The organism is Caldivirga sp., assembly GCF_023256255.1.
Classification (GTDB): domain Archaea; phylum Thermoproteota; class Thermoprotei; order Thermoproteales; family Thermocladiaceae; genus Caldivirga.
In genome coordinates this window covers 1-18,991 of sequence record NZ_JAGDXD010000069.1, presented here as the reverse complement: position 1 = coordinate 18,991, position 18,991 = coordinate 1, and the positions used below count along the sequence as shown (strand labels likewise).

General features: G+C 42.4%; 14 protein-coding genes. 5 read left to right on the top strand and 9 right to left on the bottom strand.

All coding sequences use genetic code 11. From position 1 onward, the window contains the following. The coding region (locus tag Q0C29_RS10720) for a hypothetical protein (protein ID WP_292000656.1) at positions 1–241 on the bottom strand (241 nt) is incomplete at its 3' end. A 271-nt stretch (positions 242–512) separates the two neighbouring features. Between Q0C29_RS10720 and Q0C29_RS10715 the strand changes: the two genes are divergently transcribed. After that, complete coding sequence (locus Q0C29_RS10715; RefSeq protein ID WP_292000655.1) at positions 513–2,579, top strand: GH116 family glycosyl hydrolase; 2,067 nt, start codon at positions 513–515, stop codon at positions 2,577–2,579. A gap of 42 nt (positions 2,580–2,621) precedes the next feature. Beyond that, positions 2,622–3,062, top strand: coding sequence for a hypothetical protein (locus Q0C29_RS10710; protein WP_292000654.1), 441 nt, complete (start codon positions 2,622–2,624; stop codon positions 3,060–3,062). Here Q0C29_RS10710 and Q0C29_RS10705 read toward each other — a convergent pair. The 6 genes from Q0C29_RS10705 to Q0C29_RS10680 form a co-directional block, all read right to left on the bottom strand. Next, positions 3,059–3,826, bottom strand: a complete 768-nt coding sequence (locus Q0C29_RS10705; protein WP_292000653.1) for a 50S ribosomal protein L2 — start codon at positions 3,824–3,826, stop codon at positions 3,059–3,061. The two genes, Q0C29_RS10710 and Q0C29_RS10705, sit on opposite strands and share 4 nt — an antisense overlap. Positions 3,827–3,892: 66 nt before the next feature. After that, positions 3,893–5,227: a proton-conducting transporter membrane subunit gene (locus Q0C29_RS10700; RefSeq protein ID WP_292000652.1), complete on the bottom strand. Its 1,335-nt coding sequence runs from the start codon at positions 5,225–5,227 to the stop codon at positions 3,893–3,895. After that, complete coding sequence (locus Q0C29_RS10695; RefSeq protein WP_292000651.1) at positions 5,220–7,193, bottom strand: NADH-quinone oxidoreductase subunit L; 1,974 nt, start codon at positions 7,191–7,193, stop codon at positions 5,220–5,222. The genes Q0C29_RS10700 and Q0C29_RS10695 overlap by 8 nt, the downstream gene beginning before the upstream one ends. Then, positions 7,186–8,652 carry a complex I subunit 5 family protein gene (locus Q0C29_RS10690; RefSeq protein ID WP_292000650.1) on the bottom strand — a complete coding sequence of 489 codons (1,467 nt, stop codon included), beginning with the start codon at positions 8,650–8,652 and terminating at the stop codon, positions 7,186–7,188. Before Q0C29_RS10690 ends, Q0C29_RS10695 begins: the two co-directional genes overlap by 8 nt. Beyond that, positions 8,649–8,957: an NADH-quinone oxidoreductase subunit K gene (locus Q0C29_RS10685; RefSeq protein WP_292000649.1), complete on the bottom strand. Its 309-nt coding sequence runs from the start codon at positions 8,955–8,957 to the stop codon at positions 8,649–8,651. Before Q0C29_RS10685 ends, Q0C29_RS10690 begins: the two co-directional genes overlap by 4 nt. After that, positions 8,954–9,463: a hypothetical protein gene (locus tag Q0C29_RS10680; RefSeq protein ID WP_292000648.1), complete on the bottom strand. Its 510-nt coding sequence runs from the start codon at positions 9,461–9,463 to the stop codon at positions 8,954–8,956. The genes Q0C29_RS10685 and Q0C29_RS10680 overlap by 4 nt, the downstream gene beginning before the upstream one ends. A gap of 419 nt (positions 9,464–9,882) precedes the next feature. On the opposite strand from Q0C29_RS10680, the gene Q0C29_RS10675 reads away from it, so the two are divergent. The 3 genes from Q0C29_RS10675 (at position 9,883) to Q0C29_RS10665 (ending at position 12,383) form a co-directional block, all read left to right on the top strand. Then, entirely contained in the window at positions 9,883–11,112 is a 1,230-nt protein-coding gene (locus Q0C29_RS10675) for a C/D box methylation guide ribonucleoprotein complex aNOP56 subunit (RefSeq protein ID WP_292000647.1), read from the top strand. A gap of 83 nt (positions 11,113–11,195) precedes the next feature. Further along, the gene (locus Q0C29_RS10670) at positions 11,196–11,771 is read left to right on the top strand and encodes a phosphatase PAP2 family protein (RefSeq protein ID WP_292000646.1); all 576 of its coding nucleotides are present in this window, start codon (positions 11,196–11,198) and stop codon (positions 11,769–11,771) included. 174 nt (positions 11,772–11,945) lie between these two features. After that, entirely contained in the window at positions 11,946–12,383 is a 438-nt protein-coding gene (locus Q0C29_RS10665; RefSeq protein ID WP_292000645.1) for a hypothetical protein, read from the top strand. A gap of 128 nt (positions 12,384–12,511) precedes the next feature. On the opposite strand, the gene Q0C29_RS10660 is transcribed toward Q0C29_RS10665, so the two are convergent. Both Q0C29_RS10660 and Q0C29_RS10655 read right to left on the bottom strand, forming a co-directional pair. After that, positions 12,512–16,630 (bottom strand): hypothetical protein, encoded by a 4,119-nt coding sequence (locus Q0C29_RS10660; RefSeq protein WP_292000644.1) that lies wholly within the window; start codon positions 16,628–16,630, stop codon positions 12,512–12,514. A gap of 536 nt (positions 16,631–17,166) precedes the next feature. Then, positions 17,167–18,633, bottom strand: a complete 1,467-nt coding sequence (locus tag Q0C29_RS10655; protein ID WP_292000643.1) for a hypothetical protein — start codon at positions 18,631–18,633, stop codon at positions 17,167–17,169. Between the last annotated feature and the right edge of the window lie 358 nt (positions 18,634–18,991).

Below are 18,991 nucleotides of genomic sequence, written 5' to 3'. Positions count from 1 at the left end.
GATTATCAGGAATCAAAGTCCAATTCTCAGCCAAAACAGGCCACCACTGACCAGTAGGATCACTGTAATCTGCTAACGGCATATACGTAAATATGGGCCATCCTAAATAGTTTTGTGGCGTATAAGGATTCCACATTCTGGCTGCTGGATTCCAGAACCAGCTAAAGTATGCAGTCTTGAAGGTTGACTGCACATTATTAGACGCACCAGCTAAGACACTTATGGATAGCAGGATCAACATTACAGATACCACAACTACCGAAACTTGAATTTCCCTAGAGATTTGTATTTTTATGTGCATACAATCATATTATGCACCTTAATTTATAAGTTTTATTACGATATTTATACTTTATTTAATTAATTACTTATCTTTACTTAATTATTAGAATTCTTAGTATTTATTAAGCTTCATATGTAATTAATTAACATGGTTTATTTGCTTTTTTGTATACTGCAGTGTATTCTATTTGTAACGGTAATGCTTATACAGTCTAAGCGTTAGCTATCTTATGGTTAAGTACTCCTCGGGTGATATTTTGCTTGGTGGTTTGCCTCTTGGTGGTGTTGGGAGTGGGGGTGTGGAGTTGGATAATAGGGGTAGGTTGGTTAACGCTAGGTTTGCCAATAACTGGGGTTTTCCCATTAGGGAGTTGAGAGGATTCCATGTATTCGTTAAGCCTAAGAATAGTCCTGGATTCTTCATGCAGAGTACTGTTAACGTGATAGGTTTTGAGGGTAGGGGTGTGGTCCTTGATTTTGAGGGTCGTTGGCCCTTTGCTTGGCTTAGGGCTAGTAGGAATGGTGTTGATGTTGAGGTTGAGGCATTCACACCAATAATACCAGGCAATATTAAGGATTCCTCATTACCAGCAGTGGGGTTCACTGTGAGGGTTAAGGGTTCGGATGCCTTAGTTGTAGTATCAGTGCCCAATGTGGTTGGCAGTAATCCAATTGGTAGAATTAATAGGAGCATTAATGGTGGTGTATTATTCACCAACACTAAGGCTCCTGATAATGATCCAGCTAAGGGTGATATGGCCCTAATTACCAGTAAGCCTAAATTCACCATTACTCAATATAACATTAATGCCAAGCCTGAGCATGCCCTTAAGGCTAGGACCTGGAAGGGGGCTTTCGAGAATCTTGAACCATGGGTGACAATTGATGCTGGTGGCATGCCAAGGGGTGAGGAACCTCATGAAGTTATTGGTCTCTGGGATGACCCAGCTGGCTTAGTTGCAGTGGAGGTTCCTGATGGTGATGAGGCTAGGTTCATCATTTCATGGTTCTTTAACGGTAAGTGGCACCTATACAATTATGATCACTACTACGAGAACTTCTTCAAGGATTCAAGGGAGGTTGCTGAGTATTTCCTCTCTAGTTTCGATAGGCTTAGGTCAAGCACACTTGACTGGCAGGGTAGGTTGATTGACCCATCACTGCCCGATTGGCTTAAGGACGCTATAATAAACAGTACGTATATATTGACTACGAGCACTTGGTTAACTAAGGATGGTAGATTCAGCATCCTTGAGGGTGTTGAGAATTGCCCATGCCACGGTACAATAGCTGGTGCATGCTATGAGACAGGCTCACTACCAATAGTCCTAATGTTCCCGGAGCTCGAAAAATCATTCCTAAAACAATTAACTAATGCAATTAGGGATGATGGCTATGTGCCTCACAGTCTAGGCATATATAGCCTGAATCACGTTGAGGACGGTACCACAGCGCCACCTAGGTGGAAGGACTTAAACACAACATACATACTCCTAGTGTATAGGTACTTTAAGAGGAGTAATGATGCTGATTTCATTAGGGAGGTTTACCCTAAGTTGGTTAAGGCCTTTGAATGGGTCCTAAGCCAGGATAAGGATGGTGATGGTGTACCGGAGTTAAGTGGTGATGGTGATACAGCCTTCGACGCCATGTCTGTTAAGGGTGTTGATAGTTACACTGTCAGTACCTGGTTAGCTGCCTTAATGGCTATGCGTGAGGTGGCTAGGTTAATGAATGATGGCTCAACTTTAAAGAGGATTGAGGATACGCTTAGTAGGGCTAGGGGTGTGTACAATAGGCTTTGGCTTGGTGATAGGTTTAAGGCTTGGGATGAGCCAGACTTCGGTAAGGCATCATTCCTAGCCCAGATTTGGGGTGAGTGGTGGAGTATGCTGCTTGACCTAGGCCACGTGACTGATGAGGATAAGGTTAAGAGGGCTATGGAGACTATAATTAGGGTTAATGGCTCAGCATCACCATATACTACGCCGAATCTAGTTGATGAGGATAAGGGCATTATAGGTTATAGTCCACAAACGTACTCATCCTGGCCTAGGCTAGTTTTCTCAATGATGGGTGTTGCTAGGGAACTTGGGGTAGATGGGTGGTTGAAGATTGCTGAGAAGGAGTGGAGTAACTTAGTTAGACAAGGCTTAACTTGGAATCAACCATCAAGGATAGATGGCAGGACAGGTAAGCCGGAGCCTGAGAGGGGATTCCTTGATCATTACATTGGGAGTCCAGCCCCATGGAGCCTAACGTATAGGTATGCGTTAAGTACACTGAGGATCCGTTAATTAAGGGAAGCTTAATTAATAATCTGAGGTTTAGGTAAGTTAATGATTAACGGTGTAATCACCTTAACTAGGAGCAGGAGGTTTAGAAGCGTGGACTTCAACATTAATGGAGTCCTCATATCAGCAATGATGATTGGTAAGAGTTACAGTGGGTTAATTGCAGTTAAGGGTTCCTTAGGGGTTATGAACATTGATGAGGCTAAGAAGCTTGTTGAGCACTGGGATAAGGTAACTAGCCTAATAATCAGGGTTACTGGCTCCAACTTCTACACCTTCTCGGGACCATTCCAGGCGGGTGAGGATACTGTTAAGTTTAACGTGTACTTCGACGTATTCAAGGATGTTAAAGTAACCATAACGCCCAATTACGTGCAGTTAATTTTCCAGGACTATAGGAGGAGGTTCAGAAGTAGGGGTGAATTATTAGGCGAATTAATTAAAAGCACGTTAAGCACATTGAGTAAGTACACTGAAGCCCATTAAGCCTGCTGCCTCTGCTGTGTCTTAGCCTGCTGAGCCCTCCACCTAACGCAACCACGCCCAGTGCACTTGGATCCGTAGAAGCCAACCTTCTGTCCAGGTGGTGCATTCTTCTTAACTGGCGTACCACCCTGCTGGTGACTACCACCACCATGCGGATGAGCATAGGCGCTCATTGCCTTACCACGAACCTTCGGGTACTTCCAAGCCTTAGTCCTAGCCCTATGGTACTTGCTACCCGCCTTAACGAAGGGCTTCTCAACCCTCCCCCCACCAGCAACTATGCCTATTGTTGCCCTAGCCCTTGAATCAACCTCAACCATCTTTCCACTGGGTAATTGAACCAGTGTTGTTGAGTCCCTGTGAATCATAACTACACCGTAGGTTCCACTGGACCTTGCGTACCTCCCACCATCACCAACGCTCTTCTCAATATTACAAACCATAGTGCCTTCAGGTATTTTACCAATTGGCATAACATTACCTGGCTCCACCCTAGCATCCGGCCCAAATTCAATAATCTTACCTACGTAAACACCCTCAACAGCCGGTAGGTACATTTCCTCACCATTCTCGAGAACAATGCGCATTGCTGGGGCGTTTAAGCCAGTGATGTGGAGGAGTTCCTTAATAATCCCCCTAATTGTTGCCTTTAACTGCTCCTCACTGAATTGAACATACCTAAGTGGCGCAACCCTCCTCCAGCTAGGTGACTTGAACTGGGAACCACCTCTGCCGGCTCTCTGCACCAGTATCTTCTTACCCATTAACTATCAGGAACTGTTAAATGTGGGCTTTTTAAAAATTAACGCCCTCTTTTAAACGCGAGGCGCCTAAGGCTGTAGGCTTAGGTAGTTTAAGAGTCCCTTTGATGATGAAACTATTAAAGCTGGTATTGGTATTATAACGCCAAGCAGCATGATGGCTGTCATTAGTGCTACAGTGTAGAGTACCATTCCAGACGGGGCCTTAACGCTTAAGTCCCTTGATAACCTAACGTAGTAGGGTACTGATATTACTGAGTTAATCACTAGGAATACGGCTAACCAGAGCCCCATTGGCCCTAGGTAGATGAGTGATATTATTATGAATAATTTACTCCAGAACCCAAGGAGAGGTGGCGTACCTATGAATGAGAGTCCAAGGAGGTAACTATAAACACTACCCTTATAGTCACCCTTAATTATTGTGAAGAAGCCTATCTTACCTGCCGCATTAACAACCAGTTGAGTTATTAACCCAGCTAATGCGTAGATGAGGACTTGGCTTGACTGAGGAGCTATTGCCGGTGCATTAATTAGGACTGCTACAGCGGCTAGTATGTAACCCATGTTAGCTACGCTGGAGTAGGCTAAGACCCTTGAAGCCTCCTTAGACGTTAATGCACCTACGTTCCCAATCAGCATACTTAAGGCTGACATTACTGCAGTTAACCAGAAGGCGTAACTTACGTAGAAACCTCCTAGGCTTGTTAGGATTGGGTACATTAACTTAACTAGGACTATAATAGGCATTATCTTAATTGTTGAGGCTAGTATAGATACTGGAATTGGGTCACCTGCAGTGAATACATCCGGTACCCAAATATGCATTGGTGCTGCACCTACCTCAAGCATTATTCCGAGTAAGGCTAGGGTGTAGCCAAGCATGAATAGTGGTGGGGATGAGCCAATGAAGTATGATGAAAGCAGTACCACTGAACCAGTGAAGAAGAGTACAGTCGCTATAACGAAGGCCACTATTGCCTTAACAGCCGCATCCATGTTTTCCGGCTTAGAACCAATCTGTATTATGAAGTATGAGGCAACGCTTATAATCATGAATAAGCCCAGTAGGAAACCGAAGTACGAGGCAATAGCCACGGCGCTTGACCCTATCGGCACGTAAAGGGCATATGAACTCACCAACCCTATTACGGTCATTAAGGCATAGTCAAGACCCCTATACGGCCTATTGCTAAGAGTCTTAAGTGACAATATGTTACCCACTATCACAATGTCTACGAGTACTGGGTAGACTACGTAGTTAACGTTAACCCACAGGTCAGGTAGTAGGAGTATTATGGCGGGTATCCAAGCGTACTCCTCCTTCTTAACTGCCAGTAGTGCGGCAGTGGCTAGTATTGTTCCTATTACTGATGAAACTATTACCTCAATGTACTCAACCATACACCATCACCAGTATCAGCACTATTATTAACATTACCACTGTTGCCAAGTAAATATACTTAATGTACTGGTTCAGTAAACCCACTTGAACCCTTCTAATCACTCTGGAGAAACTTGTGAATAAGGATGGTATTAGGGTATTGAATAATACATCAATCCCATGACTTATTAGGTAGGCGAACTCTATCAGCACTTTCCCAAAGCCAGCTAACACAACATCCATGAATGCTTGCAGATAATACCTACGTTCGAAGATTGTTGTTAAGCTACTTAGTGACTGTGCCCTTGGCTTCATTAAGGCAATTACGAAGATGACCCAAAGGAACACACCAATGCTGACAACGTAAACGTCGTAGCCTGGTTCAATTAATACTGATGGTACATGCAATGTGAATGGTATGGCCACTGTGGCTAAGGCAACAGTGGCGGTTAAAGCATACGAGGTGGCCATAATTAATCCACCATGCTCAGCCTCACTATGCTTCACACTACCTCCCTTAATGAAGTTTAGTGAAGTGAACCTGGCTAGGAATGCCACGTAAGCTATGCTTGTGAGTATCAGTAGTGCATATGATCCCCATCCTACTGTTTGACTGATGCTGGAGACTAAGTCATCCATTGCGGCGTGAACCCAGTAACCAGCTAATGGTGGAACCCCTCCTAGGGTTATTGCTGCGGCTATTGTTGAGTAGAAGGCAAGTTTCATTCTCTTAGCTAACTCAAGGTCGCCAACGTTAAACCTAGTGCCAGTTTCATGAATTAAGTGGCCACTGACGAGAAATAGTGTAGCCTTAGATAATGCATGTATTATTAGGTATAGGAAAGCCACTAGGACAGCTGCAGGAAGAACATATTCACCAATGGTTACTACGCTGTTTAAGTATGGTGTAACAGCTGTTATACCCATCATTAACCCTAATGATGCCATGGTTGAACCAGCTAAGATAACCTTCCTCTCATCGATGGCTAAGGCGAATAATGATCCAAGTAAGGCTGTTAATAAGCCGACATAAATAACAACTAGGTATGTTACCAATACTCCAGTTGATGCTAATGCTCCTGCCCCATAAAGGGACAGTGTAAGCCTCATGAAAACGTACACACCTGCCGCAACCATGGTGGCTGAGTGGAGTAACGCTGAAACACTGGTTGGACCAGTCATGGCTGTTAGAAGCCAGTCATTGAATGGGAATTGAGCACTTTTAGTGAACGGACCCAGTAGGAAGGCAATAAGCACTATGGCGGTTCCAACAGTACCTAATACACTTGTTAAGTGACTCCAGTTTATCGTGTTGAAGTCGAGACTTCCTCCAAATATCCCTATTGCAGCTAAGGCACCTAGCATAGGCATGTCACCGAACCTTATTGTAACTATAGCCCTATAGGCAGCGTAGGATGGAGTAGTCCACGCTGGCTTACCTAGAACAGTATCGCCTAATTTACCAACGAAGGATGTTTCATCATCATCCCTGAACCAATTGCCTATTAAGGCCCATGAACTTAAGCCTAATCCTTCCCACCCTATGAACATTAGGAGTAGGTTATTGGAGTACACAAGCAGTAGCATCGATGCTGCAAAGGTATTATAGAAGAACCAGAACCAACCTAACCTATAGTCATTTGCCATATACTCAAGACTATATACCCCTATTATGAAGGCGAGCCAAGCCGTTAATAAACCCATGTACCTACTTAGGAAGTCAACAATGAATGATACATATATCGTGAAGACACTTGGTACTGATATCCATGGGTATGAGTAAATGATAGTCCTCATCGGGTAAGCAACCGCTATATATGTTGACACCAAGGCTGCTATGCCAAGCCCAGTAACAGCTAAGTACTCCAGTGGGCGTGCCTTACGGTTATCCTGCTCAATAGACCAGTATATTGATATTGGTGAAGCCAGCAATATGGGTATTAGTGTCATTAAGGCTATTAAGGTAGGGAGAATAGACTCATACATGCATTATCACCCCTATTGAGCTTAATATCGCATGGATCAGTGATGTTGATATAGGTGGAAACAGTAGTATAACGCTTGTTAACCCAAGCACATATAGTGGTACAACAAGCTTGTTACTTGGCTTCGTCTTAGTATATGGCCACCTTGGTTGTCCATAGAAGACCTCCTTTAAAGCCCAGAAACCATATGTTCCAGTTAATAGGAATAGGAATGCTAAACCTACAAAAGCCCATAGTGTGCTTAGGCTGAAGCCAAGCGTTGTTATTAGACCTAGGAATAGGAAGAATTCGCCCAGTAGCCCAACCGTGAATATGCCTGCTAGGCTCATCCAACCAAGTAATGCCGCGCCACCTATGGATGGTATGTAGTTCTGGAGTCCACCCATCTTAGACATATCCAAAACATCGTATTGAGCAATAATCGCTCCAGCAGTCATGAAGAGCACTGCCTTACCCAACTGATGAGCAATGAAGTGGAGCGTTAAGCCCACTATACCGTATGTACCTAATGTTAAGCCAGCTAGTAGGTAAGCCATGTTAGCTACTGTAGAGTAAGCTAACAACCATTTGTAACTATGCCTCTGCCTAAACACTGCGAAGCTAACTAATATGCCGCCTATTATGGCGTAGGCAAGCAGCGGTGTTCTGATTGATATGATGAAGTATGGGGATATTAAATATATCCTAGCCAATATGTATGAGGCTAGGCCAACCACTGATATTATTAATGCCGCAACCGGTGTAGGATGCATACCGTGTGCCCAAGGTAACCAAACATGTGGGCCATAGCTTGGTAATTTTATCAACATACCGATTAGTATTAAGGCCCAAGCTATAGGTGGCACGTACTTTATGGCCGCTAGGTTCATTGTTCCGGTAGTTAATGCAACCATAATTGCGCCAATTAGGAATAGTACACTAGCCACATGGGTGTAAACGAAGTAAAGTAGGCCTATCCACTGTCTAGTTCTACCGTAACCATCATAACCATAGAAGTATATTAGGAGGAATGATGAGATTAAAGACACTTCAAGGCCTATATACATGAGAAGCAGGTTATACGCGTATACTATCCACTCCATTGATATACCACACAATATGAATAATGGGTAATATATGTTGAACTCCTCCTTAATGCCGAGTGCACGGAACCTATGCTCCATGTATGGTTCTGAAACAATAGATATCATAGCTGTAACTAAGGCTATTGTGAACCCAAATGAATTGCTTAAACCATCATTAATAAGATACATGCCGCCAATTGGGTTCGGTAAGCTACCCAATGGAACTAAGTAATCAAGGTTCGCGAAAATACCGTACAGTGAATATGCTATGAGCGGTATGAATGATATTACTGCCGTATAGAGAGCCGCACGTTTATTCAGAACTGCAGTTAATACCACTGCTGCTATTGGGAGTGATAATGAGAATACGAGTACTGGATCCATGTAAACCATCATGACTTATCACCCCCAGCTAAAATACTCCTTGTCTCTATATTCTTCCTCATCCTATCTATCGTTAAGATAGCTGTTATTAATGCTATGAATTCAGCAGCTGAGGTAATTACACTCACCGTAACAACTATGAACGCCAAGTAAGGCTGGTAGACATATAAGGCCACTGCAGTTAAGAAGATTGAATTAAACATTAACTCAAGCCCTATTAGTAGCCTGATTAAATCCCTGGAGTTAATAACTACCGTTAAGCCTATTGATAGGATTAAGATTGCCGTTACTATTAGTGATAGGGATTCACCAATCATGCTTGGGTCACCTTCAAGTACCTTATTGTTATAGCCATCACTATGGATAAGAACGATACTAAGAGTATAAGCAACATGACCATGCTACTGCTTAATACATCATGAGCCAGCTGCACTGAACTTAGGCTAACAGGTTGCAGTGGAGTTGTGTAAATAGACTTTAAGGCTATTAGTGATAAAATCACTATAACTAATGCAACTCCAATCCACTTACCCTCAATACCAGTATAGGCTACTGGTCTCCTGTAGGTTGCGGCAAGTATTATTGTTATTGTTATTGTTGCACCAACATAAATCATAACTATCAACACGAAGGGAAGCACGCCATTCATTAACAGTAAAGCTGTTGCGGATAAACCAGATGCAAGGGCTAGGTATAGGGCTGAGTATAGGTTATCCTTGGTTAATAGGACTGCTAACGACGATATTACCACTAGAACCTCAACCACTACTAGGGCTAACCCAACATCAGTCACATCCATCACCTCCATTAATCTTGTTTGCACTAATGGCTTCTAGGCTTCTTTCTGCATTAAAGATTTGGCATTTATCATTACTGAGCATAATATGGCCATCACAATGTTTGTTTTTAAGTATTTCCCAATAACAATGCTGAAATACGTTTTATTTAAAGGAATAAATTTACCACTATGGTTAATTCTACTACACTTAGTAAAGCATAATTGCGATAGAAATAGTGAGTACACTATAATACTATATATGTATCGTATTAAAATGAAAGTAGAGAACATGAGCCATAACTCTACTCGTCTTACATGAACCACTACCATAATTACACTTTTAAGTGAATAATGAACTCTATGATCCTTACTGGTGAATCAACTCTTCAATACGTTAAGGGTAAGGATAACATGACTTGCCTACTAGGCATAATATTTAATAATGCCCTTAATTAAGTGTGTATGTGAGTTCCACAGTATACCTAATGCTGGACGCCTTAGGCATCATTGCGCTTAGGGATGATGGTTCAGTGGTGGATAAGCTAGTGTATAATTATGATGCTCAAAGGATCGCTAACATGCTTAATAGTATTGAGGTTGGTAAACCTACCGATGAGTTAGTGGACTTCATAAATAGGCTAGCTAAAGCTGGTTTTTCCACAGTTTACGTTGAGCATAAGGAGTTAGCCAGGAACCTAACTAATGTGATTAAGGGTGTTGAGATTAAGGCCGAATTACCCACTAAGGTGGGTAGGATGTTTAGGGAGGAGTTTTGGAGTAAGTACCTTAAGGAGGTTTATGGTATTGAACCCATTGAGTACATTAAGAGGGTCCACGAGATTTCAGTTATTCAAACTAGGCTAAAGCTGAAGCAGGCTGCTGAGAGGAGGGACTTATTCATTGCTCAAGCCATAAATTCGGTGGATGATTTAGATAAGGTATCTAACCTTGTGGCCTCTAGGCTTAGGGAATGGTATGGTATACATTTCCCTGAATTAGAGAACTTAACGAGGAATAATAATGAATACGCAGCTCTCGTTTATAAGCTTGGAGATAGGTCTAATTACACTAAGGATAACATAGTTAAGGCCTTACCTGAACTTGGTGAGGAGAGGGCTAGTAGGATAGCTGAGGCAGCTGCTAAGAGTGTTGGAGCATCCATAGTTGAGTGGGATCTTCAGCAGATTAAGGCTTTAGCTAAGCTTTACTTAGACATGCAGACAATTAGGGAAAACTTGACTGAGTACATTGATGACGCAATGAAGGACGTTGCACCCAATATTAGAGAACTTGCTGGTTCACTACTTGGAGCTAGGTTAATTGCATTGGCCGGTAGCCTAATGAAGCTGGCTTTAATGCCAGCATCAACTATTCAAGTCCTCGGTGCCGAGAAGGCGCTATTCAGGGCACTCAGAGGCAGGGGGAGGCCGCCGAAGCATGGTGTCATATTCCAGTACCCGGACATATTCAGGGCGCCAAGGTGGCAGAGGGGTAAGATCGCTAGGGCTCTTGCGGCTAAATTAGCCATAGCGGCTAAGGCTGATGTCTTCACGGGTAACTTCATCGCACCTAGGCTTAAGGAGGAGTTCATGAGGAGGGTTCAGGAGGTTAAGACAATTTACGCTAAGCCACCGCCCAGGAAGCCAGCGGCTAAGCCGCATGGTAAGCCTGAAAGGAAGCCTGGCAGAAGGTGAATACCCTTACTAACCTATTAACTCCCACTCTTCATGGGTATGCGTAAGGTAATACCTATATACTCCCCTAGGTTGACTTCAACGTGTACTACTCATTATTAATAACTGGATTAGCCTACGTGGCTGTAACGCTAATTGTGCACCTTAAACCCGTTAACAAGGTTGACTCAACGGTGGCTTCATTAATTTCAAGCATTAACAGACCTAGACCACTGGATCACATTGCAATATTATTGACTAAGTATGGTAGATTCTACACATGGGGTCTTGTGGACCTAGGGCTCCTAGTATTGAGACTATGGGTTCCCTTCACTGAGTTAACATTATCAATAATTCTAGCCTATATAATTGGTGGAGTAACTAGACTGCTCATGAAACGTCGAAGACCCTACGAAATGGGTTATGGTAAACCAGTACTAGCCGCCAGTGGATTCTCATACCCCAGTGGCCACGCTGCAGTGGTCTTTAGTGGAGCACTAATCGCATTAATGACCCTTAATAGGATTGCATCATCAATACTCCTAACCGAGGCAATACTAGTGACCATATCTAGGGTGTATTTGAATGCGCATTACTTAACAGATGTAATAGGTGGTGTTCTACTTGGGTTAACCTCAGGGTTACTCGCTGTTGCATTATCCTCAATTCTAATAACCTAGCCTTAAGCTCCATAAGTTAACTCACTTAATGATCACTAATATTGATTAATCATGAGGAGGAAAGCTGCCCCGCGGCTCGTCCCCAGGCCTCACAGGGGGGATCATACCCCTCTTAGCCTGGTCCAGTTACTGCATCAGCTAGTGTTTTATAAACCTTAATTTGATTAAAAACTGATGCATAGGGAAGGGTTAAGATGCCCTAAATGTGGCTCAACGAGGATCGGAATAATAGCTGGTGGTCAATTCCAGTTAAAGTGCATGGAATGTGGGTACGTGTGGATGCCTAGCCTAGTGCCAAGTGGGTACATTGAGGTTAATGGAAGGTTAATACACTGGACTGAGGTTGAGGCGGCCAAGGAAAAGCTGCTGAGTGAACTTAGGGATGTTCTTGAGGGTGCTGGTGGCTGTGAGCTCATTAAGCCTATATTGGCTAAGTACGCTAATACGCTTGATGCTGAGAGGATAATTAGAGTTGTTAAGAATGCCTTAACTCAAGCTGAACCTAACCTAAGGCTTAAGGGTCAATCATTCGTAGAGAGGTACAGTAAGGTGGTTATGGCATGCGTTAATGAGTACTTAAACTCAACTAAAGTTATTGAACCTAGTCATTAATGCCTTAACCAAGGCAATACGGCACTGGAGCGTGAATAAGGTTACAGAATAGTATGTTGATACATTTAATCTAAGTTGAAGATAAGTAATGATACTTAATTTTAAGACTTTTATTTCAATATTTAAATCTAATTATTTTTAATACTATCAGTCCTATTATGCACTAGTACTAATACTACAATAACAATGATTACTATGACCGATCCTGCGATCACCGCAAACTGTTTATTACCCATAGCCTGCCTCACCAATGTTAATGTACTAATTACTGTACTCGTCATAGTGCTCACTGAGGTGGTAACTAGTGTTGAGGTAGCTACTGATGTTGAGGTAACTGTAGTGATGCTTACTGCAGTGTTAGTGACTGTGCTTACTGATGTTACTGTGGTTGATGCCTTAGCCTCATTAGTTAAATTAACGTTAACTATGACGTTCACTGATGCGTTAATGAATCCACTAATTGGGCTTGCAGTGTAGTTAACTGGTGACTGGATAAAATATTCATACAGCCCACTGGGTAGTAGGAACGTGATCTCACTTGTATTACTCACCCTAGTAACATTATCTAATTCAACACCCCACTCCTCACCACTAGGCAAATTACTAGCCTTAAAAGTAACCTCACGGTAGGTTGCATTATCAGTACTTATCCCTAAACCAAGGGGTGAGTGCTCAATAACAGTGAAGGTGTAGACCCCGGAATCATTAATTGGTATTATTAATGATCCATTGTAACTGATGCTCCTCCTCATTATTAAGGATCCATTAAGGAACTCGCTTAATGTAACACTTGAAACATTATAATAACCTGGGGAATTAATAACCCAGCTAATTCCCACTGATGATTGAGTAGTATTGATGCCTATTAATGGTTTACCAGTCTCCAAGGGTTGGATTAACGTGATTAAGCTTGATTCATTAAAATACTTAGTGGTGTTTGAGGCTATCGTATACAGGTAGTCACTACTGGCAGTAGCCTCAAGGCTGTTCACTAATTCTACTGGGGTGCTTCTAAGCTTTATTAGTGAACCATTCCATAGGTACGTGAATAATGCATTAACGGATGCTGCGGCAATAATTAATCTACCATCATTAACCAGCGGATAAACTAATGCAATACCACTTGGTAGTTGTATTGTTGCGTTAATAATACCAGTGAGTTTAAGTGTCTCATTAGTGAAGAGTACGTAGAATTCACCATTATTAAAGCCTGCGTCGGTTACATTAGCTAAAAGTATTATGGATCCATTCCTGAGGAGTATTAGGGAACCATTAAGTAACCTTACAATGATTTCACCACGCCATGCCCCGTAAATCATGTATGAACCTGGTATTGAGTAATTCGCCACTGGCTTAAGGCTACGTATACTGTAGGTTAGGATTAATGTCCTAGAGTAATTGAAGCTACTACTCCATATCACGTAGATGTAGTCACCATCAGTAGAATACGATAATGCCAAGCCACTGTTCGTTACGTTAACTGGCTTAACCCATGTCCCATTAATCAATTTAGAGTACTGGAGCAGTATAGTTAAGTTACTTAATGTATAGTTTGAGGCAACCGGTACTGAGTCCCACAGCATCATTAATGAACCATTAGTAACATAGGTAAATGGTGAAGCAACCCCAAGGGAGCGTAGGTTAGGTAATGGGGCTTGCGTAACAATAGTATTATTGAGCGTTAATCCATTAATCCAAGCCACCCCATCCTGGGTGTAGGTGTAGTAAACGTACGTTAGGTTACCTATTGATGCTGTTGAGTAACCATAGCCGAATGGTAACCCATTAACCAATAGGCCGAGTGTTGAACCATTAACCCAGGTAATTGGGTCACCACCATCACTTTTCTGTGGGTTTGGCTTAGGCTTGAAGCCGCAAATGTTTGACGGCCTTGATGGTAGGGATACTGAAGTGCCCCTAGTATTAGCTACTGGATCTGGATTACCCCATTGGTATATGACTCCAGGTCCCAGTAGGTTAAATGTGAAGGTTTCACTGAAGCAAACTAAGTTAAGTGTGCCAAAGACGTTAACAACACCCGTTAAGTTGCCTCCCCTCACTATGTTGTTACCTGCCTGGAGCCCAATACCCACGGTAACTGTACCACTTAAGCCGGCGGAGAAGCCGATGCCATCATACTCGCCACTCAATGCTGCAATTACCGTGAATGGTACATTCACTGAACCCTCAATTTCACTGACCGTTAATGGTATTCCACTGAATAATTCACTTGATGGATTACTAGTTGGGGTTAAGTATACGTTAACGTTAGCATTAGCTCCCACTGTTAAGGTTACTGTGAACCCTATGCTTATGCTTGAACCAGCAACATTAACATCGACACCCCATGGAGTGGGTATTATGTATGAACCTGATACTGATGCCGCAATCTCAACATCAATATTATTGAGTTTAATAGTCCAATCAGTGTAATTAATGCCTAGGCTACCTGACACTGATACGGCTAGGTTCTCATTAATCTTAACAGAGGCTATACTACCGTTTAGGCTTTGGGAGAGTGTACCATTAATAATCATACTACCCCTTGAACTTAAGGTTACAGCAAGATTGAATTCAATGGGCATTGGGTTAAGATTACCACCAACGTAATCCGCACTTACATCCTCATCAAATGGGCTCCACGTAACGTTAACTGTTAAACCTATTGCAAATGAATTACCGTATAGTGAATTACCCTGATTCTTAAACGACACCCTACTAGTCACTTCAGCATCCTGAAACGTAAAGGAGTATTTACCGCTTAACGCGATTACGAATGATGGTACCTGAACCACTGTAACAGTGTAATTCCTAGTTAACGTAATCATGCTGCTGCCTGCCTTATACGTAATGTAAGTCACTAGTTCATGCACACCAGGCTGTAGTTCACCCATATTTACCGCAGCCTGCCAAAGACCAATGGTCTTATTGTAAGTGAAGTCAAGGATTAAGGTACCCATGGTTCCATTAACCTTAACCGGCATTAAGCCATTATACGATGCATTAACGTAGAACTTATTCAATTCATTAAAGTTAGTGAAGAAGTAACCAGAGTACTGAGAGTACACGTTCATTACCGCATGCTTGAAGACTAGGTTAAAGGTCTCGAATAGGCTATATCCATTACTCAATGAGCCACCAACATACACTTCTCCGGTTTCATTAACGGCGTAGTAATCATTACCTGCACTGGCCCAATACTTATAAGTACCTTCAGGTAACATGAATGTTACTTCATTTGTATTACTTGAGTTAAAGGCGTTATAGTCTATGGTTGTGCCATTAAGCATTACGCTCCACTCCATTCCTTGAGGCAGGCCAAACTCAATGAAGGTGACTACGTGGTTAACCGGGATTTCACTTATGTGAACTGAAGCATCACTATCATTAACCCTAACAACCCCACTCCTCGGTAAATCAACGTAACCACAAAACTTAGATGAGTACATTTGAATTAAGCCCCAGGAGTAGTTACCATTAGTTAAAGTGAAGCTTAAGCCATATGAACCATTAGCCAACCGCTTTGGTGTACCGTAGAGTTTCCCACTACCGTTAATGAGCGTGATTGTCCATGAGCACGCGTCTGAGTTACCTATGAACCAAACTTCATATTTAATGGGCTTAAATGATATCGACACCACTGGGTTATTATTACTCACGCTCACTGATCCACTTGAGGGTGAGGCTGAGTAGCCATTACTTGATATTGTGAAGCCGTATTGGTAATTAACTAGGTTATTGAACACTATTTTATTAGTTGTGGAGCTTTCAGTGGTACTGCTAGTCTGCGATTCACCCCTATAGGTTACAGTGATTGTTAATGTAACACTCCACCTAGTGCCCTGTGGTAATCCGGTTTCAGTGAACGTTATTGAATGAGTTACGGCAGTGAACGATATCGGGACTGTCACGTTTTCACCATTAACTGTCACACTACCTGATGATGGTGAGGCTGAGTAACCATTTACTGAACTAATACTGAATTCATATGTGCCATTATTGACGTAGAAGACTATTGAGTTACCGCTGGAGGATTCAGTAACCTCATTGTTAAGAGTTATGGACCATTGAGTACCCTGAGGAAGCCCAGATTCAGTGAAGGTTATAGTGTACTCCTTCGGCGCAGATACCCCACCTTCAAATGAGCTTTGACCTAAAGCTAAGGCACTACTAATGCTAAGCATGAGTATAAGGGTAGCCGCTAGTAAGGCTACTGGTATTATTTCCCTGAATTTTTCATCTGTCAATTAAAACTCCTCGTGAATACATTTTACTCACTTGATCTAATAAAAGCATGCATTAATAAACTTTTCTATAGATTAACAATATACTCTTCCAAATAGGTAAAATCATTAGAATTATCATAGATAAAAATAATTATTATAATATAGAATTACAGACTCAGTAAGGATAAATTAAAATCCATGAGCATACGCAATAATTCTAATGGAGGGTCTAATAGTTGCCATTACTCAAAGCAAAGTATTGTCCGTGAGATGATTAAGGAAGAAGGCAGGCAAAGTAAAAACCATGCAAAACCTCGGTTACCCACCAATCAGCAGCCCCATTGGAATTCTAACTAATGAGAAGCAGGAGAAAAGCATTAAAAACACCAATTTAAACAATATGCATAGCCGGGGTAGCCGAGCCTGGACGAAGCATTAGGTTACTGCATTAGGTTGTGGATGCGGAGACAATTTTCTGTGTTCAAGTCTCAGTAGCGCTTGTCTTTTCTTTAATTTAGAAGAGAAAGGGAAAATTGCCAGCCCGTGGGATTGGGCGGTTAGGTGTTGTCAAAGCATTCGAGGCTTTGTATTGTTGCGACTATCTTTACCTTCCTCTTTTCGTCTCTCACCTCATTTAGCCATCTATAAAGTAATTCGCAGACTGGTTCCTTAAGACGCTTATCACTCTTAACCTTATTATGTGTAATCGAGATTGCGCGACCATTACCATCAACATATATCGTTAACTCATAGCCTGTCCTCTTAAGCTCCTTAATTAACCTCAACACCTTACCCTCATCCCTTCTCCATGCCCTGAGCTCAACCTTATAATTCCTCTTAATGCGCACAGTCATGCTTATATTTGTTCCGGGGATATTAATCGATGATCCACCCAACTTCTTGACCTCCTTTGACGCAAGCTCTATTATTCCCCTGAGCTTCTTACTGTCGGGTAAACTGGCGCCCAACTTAATCAACTCCCTAATCTCGGGCATCCCAAGCCAATCCTTAGCTAACCCAATAGCCTTGCTAGACCAAATCTCGGCCTCAACCTTATACTCTCTTAATTTTATTATAAAGCCGAGCTCATTGATTAATCTCATTAATATATCAAGCCACAACTCGAACTTGCTAAGACCCATTATGAGTCTTATGTACTTCTTACTAACGTTAACATCACCATCGCCAAAAACGGCCGATGCTAGGAATGCCTTAAGCCTTTTAAGGTCGAGCTTCTCAACCTCCTCGGCAATCTTTGCCTTACTCCTCGCCCTATGGTCCTTGGCGATTAAGCGCCATATGATTGAAACATCACCCTCATTTATGCTTATACTGCCTATACGCATGCGAACCTTACCAGGGTAGCAGAGTGACCATAGGACCACTTGCCATGGCTGTGTTGTGACCATGGCTGGGTATCCATAGTCAGTACTTCCATCTGTCAGGTGAAAGCCGTGCTGGCAGTCCTCCATTGCTTCCCTGTCGCTGAACGTGTTAGAAACCTTAACGTCTTCTCCCTTAAGGTCCTTAAGCGCCAGGTTTATTATGACGCCATTACTTGTTGCAACCCTTTCCACCGCGACAGCCACATCCCCATTACGTAAGCGAGCTACGAGCGATTTCCCATTACCATTCCCGCCAATGACTATTATATCAGCCGCGCCTTCCTCAAGTAGGTCCATGAGTTCGAAGAATTGCTTCCAGTAGGTCTCGATCCACTTCTTCCTGAGTCTCTTTAATAATTTAATCATTTTCCTAACGATTTTCCCAGCATCCTTGGCCTTCTTGCCCTTGTCGTTTTTGCGCTCCTTAAGCCATTGCTTCAATAAGACAATCAACTCGTCAATGAAGGTAGCATTCTCAAGCCTGTCCTTATGTCTCTCAATTCTTCTCTTCAGCTCCTCAATCAATCTCTTGACCTCCTCAATGACTTTCTCATCAGTTACGGGCTCCTTGCACACGAGCTTCCTGCCACGCTTAATTCCCCAGCAGATCCTCAGCTTGTTGGCTTGAGCAGAAGACATTAAACTATTCGATTCATGAGCACTTTAAAAACTTTCTAAGTTTGATGGAGAGAGTAAGTAGAGAGTTCAGTGAAAGTTTTAACTTACCTGCCTAGGAATGCTGTCATAGAGCTTTACTGGGTGTAAATAGAGAAGCCCTACGCGGAAGCCAGCATATCGTAAGCCGAGCATTCCATAGAGTCCCCCGTACACATAGATACAAAAATTAACAAACCCAAAAGTCTCAAACACCAAAGCCAGATAAGCAACAACCCAAGCACTAAACTAGACAATAACCAAAACCAAAAAACAAAACAAAACCGTAAGCCACAAAGAAAAGCTTTAAAATGCGGTTAATGATTATTGAACAGCCGGGGTG

Coding starts and splice junctions, on each gene's coding strand:
- Q0C29_RS10715 (WP_292000655.1), top strand. CDS start 513: ATGGTTAAGTACTCCTCGGGTGATATTTTGCTTGGTGGTTTGCCTCTT.
- Q0C29_RS10710 (WP_292000654.1), top strand. CDS start 2,622: ATGATTAACGGTGTAATCACCTTAACTAGGAGCAGGAGGTTTAGAAGC.
- Q0C29_RS10705 (WP_292000653.1), bottom strand. CDS start 3,826: ATGGGTAAGAAGATACTGGTGCAGAGAGCCGGCAGAGGTGGTTCCCAG.
- Q0C29_RS10700 (WP_292000652.1), bottom strand. CDS start 5,227: ATGGTTGAGTACATTGAGGTAATAGTTTCATCAGTAATAGGAACAATA.
- Q0C29_RS10695 (WP_292000651.1), bottom strand. CDS start 7,193: ATGTATGAGTCTATTCTCCCTACCTTAATAGCCTTAATGACACTAATA.
- Q0C29_RS10690 (WP_292000650.1), bottom strand. CDS start 8,652: ATGATGGTTTACATGGATCCAGTACTCGTATTCTCATTATCACTCCCA.
- Q0C29_RS10685 (WP_292000649.1), bottom strand. CDS start 8,957: ATGATTGGTGAATCCCTATCACTAATAGTAACGGCAATCTTAATCCTA.
- Q0C29_RS10665 (WP_292000645.1), top strand. CDS start 11,946: ATGCATAGGGAAGGGTTAAGATGCCCTAAATGTGGCTCAACGAGGATC.
- Q0C29_RS10655 (WP_292000643.1), bottom strand. CDS start 18,633: ATGTCTTCTGCTCAAGCCAACAAGCTGAGGATCTGCTGGGGAATTAAG.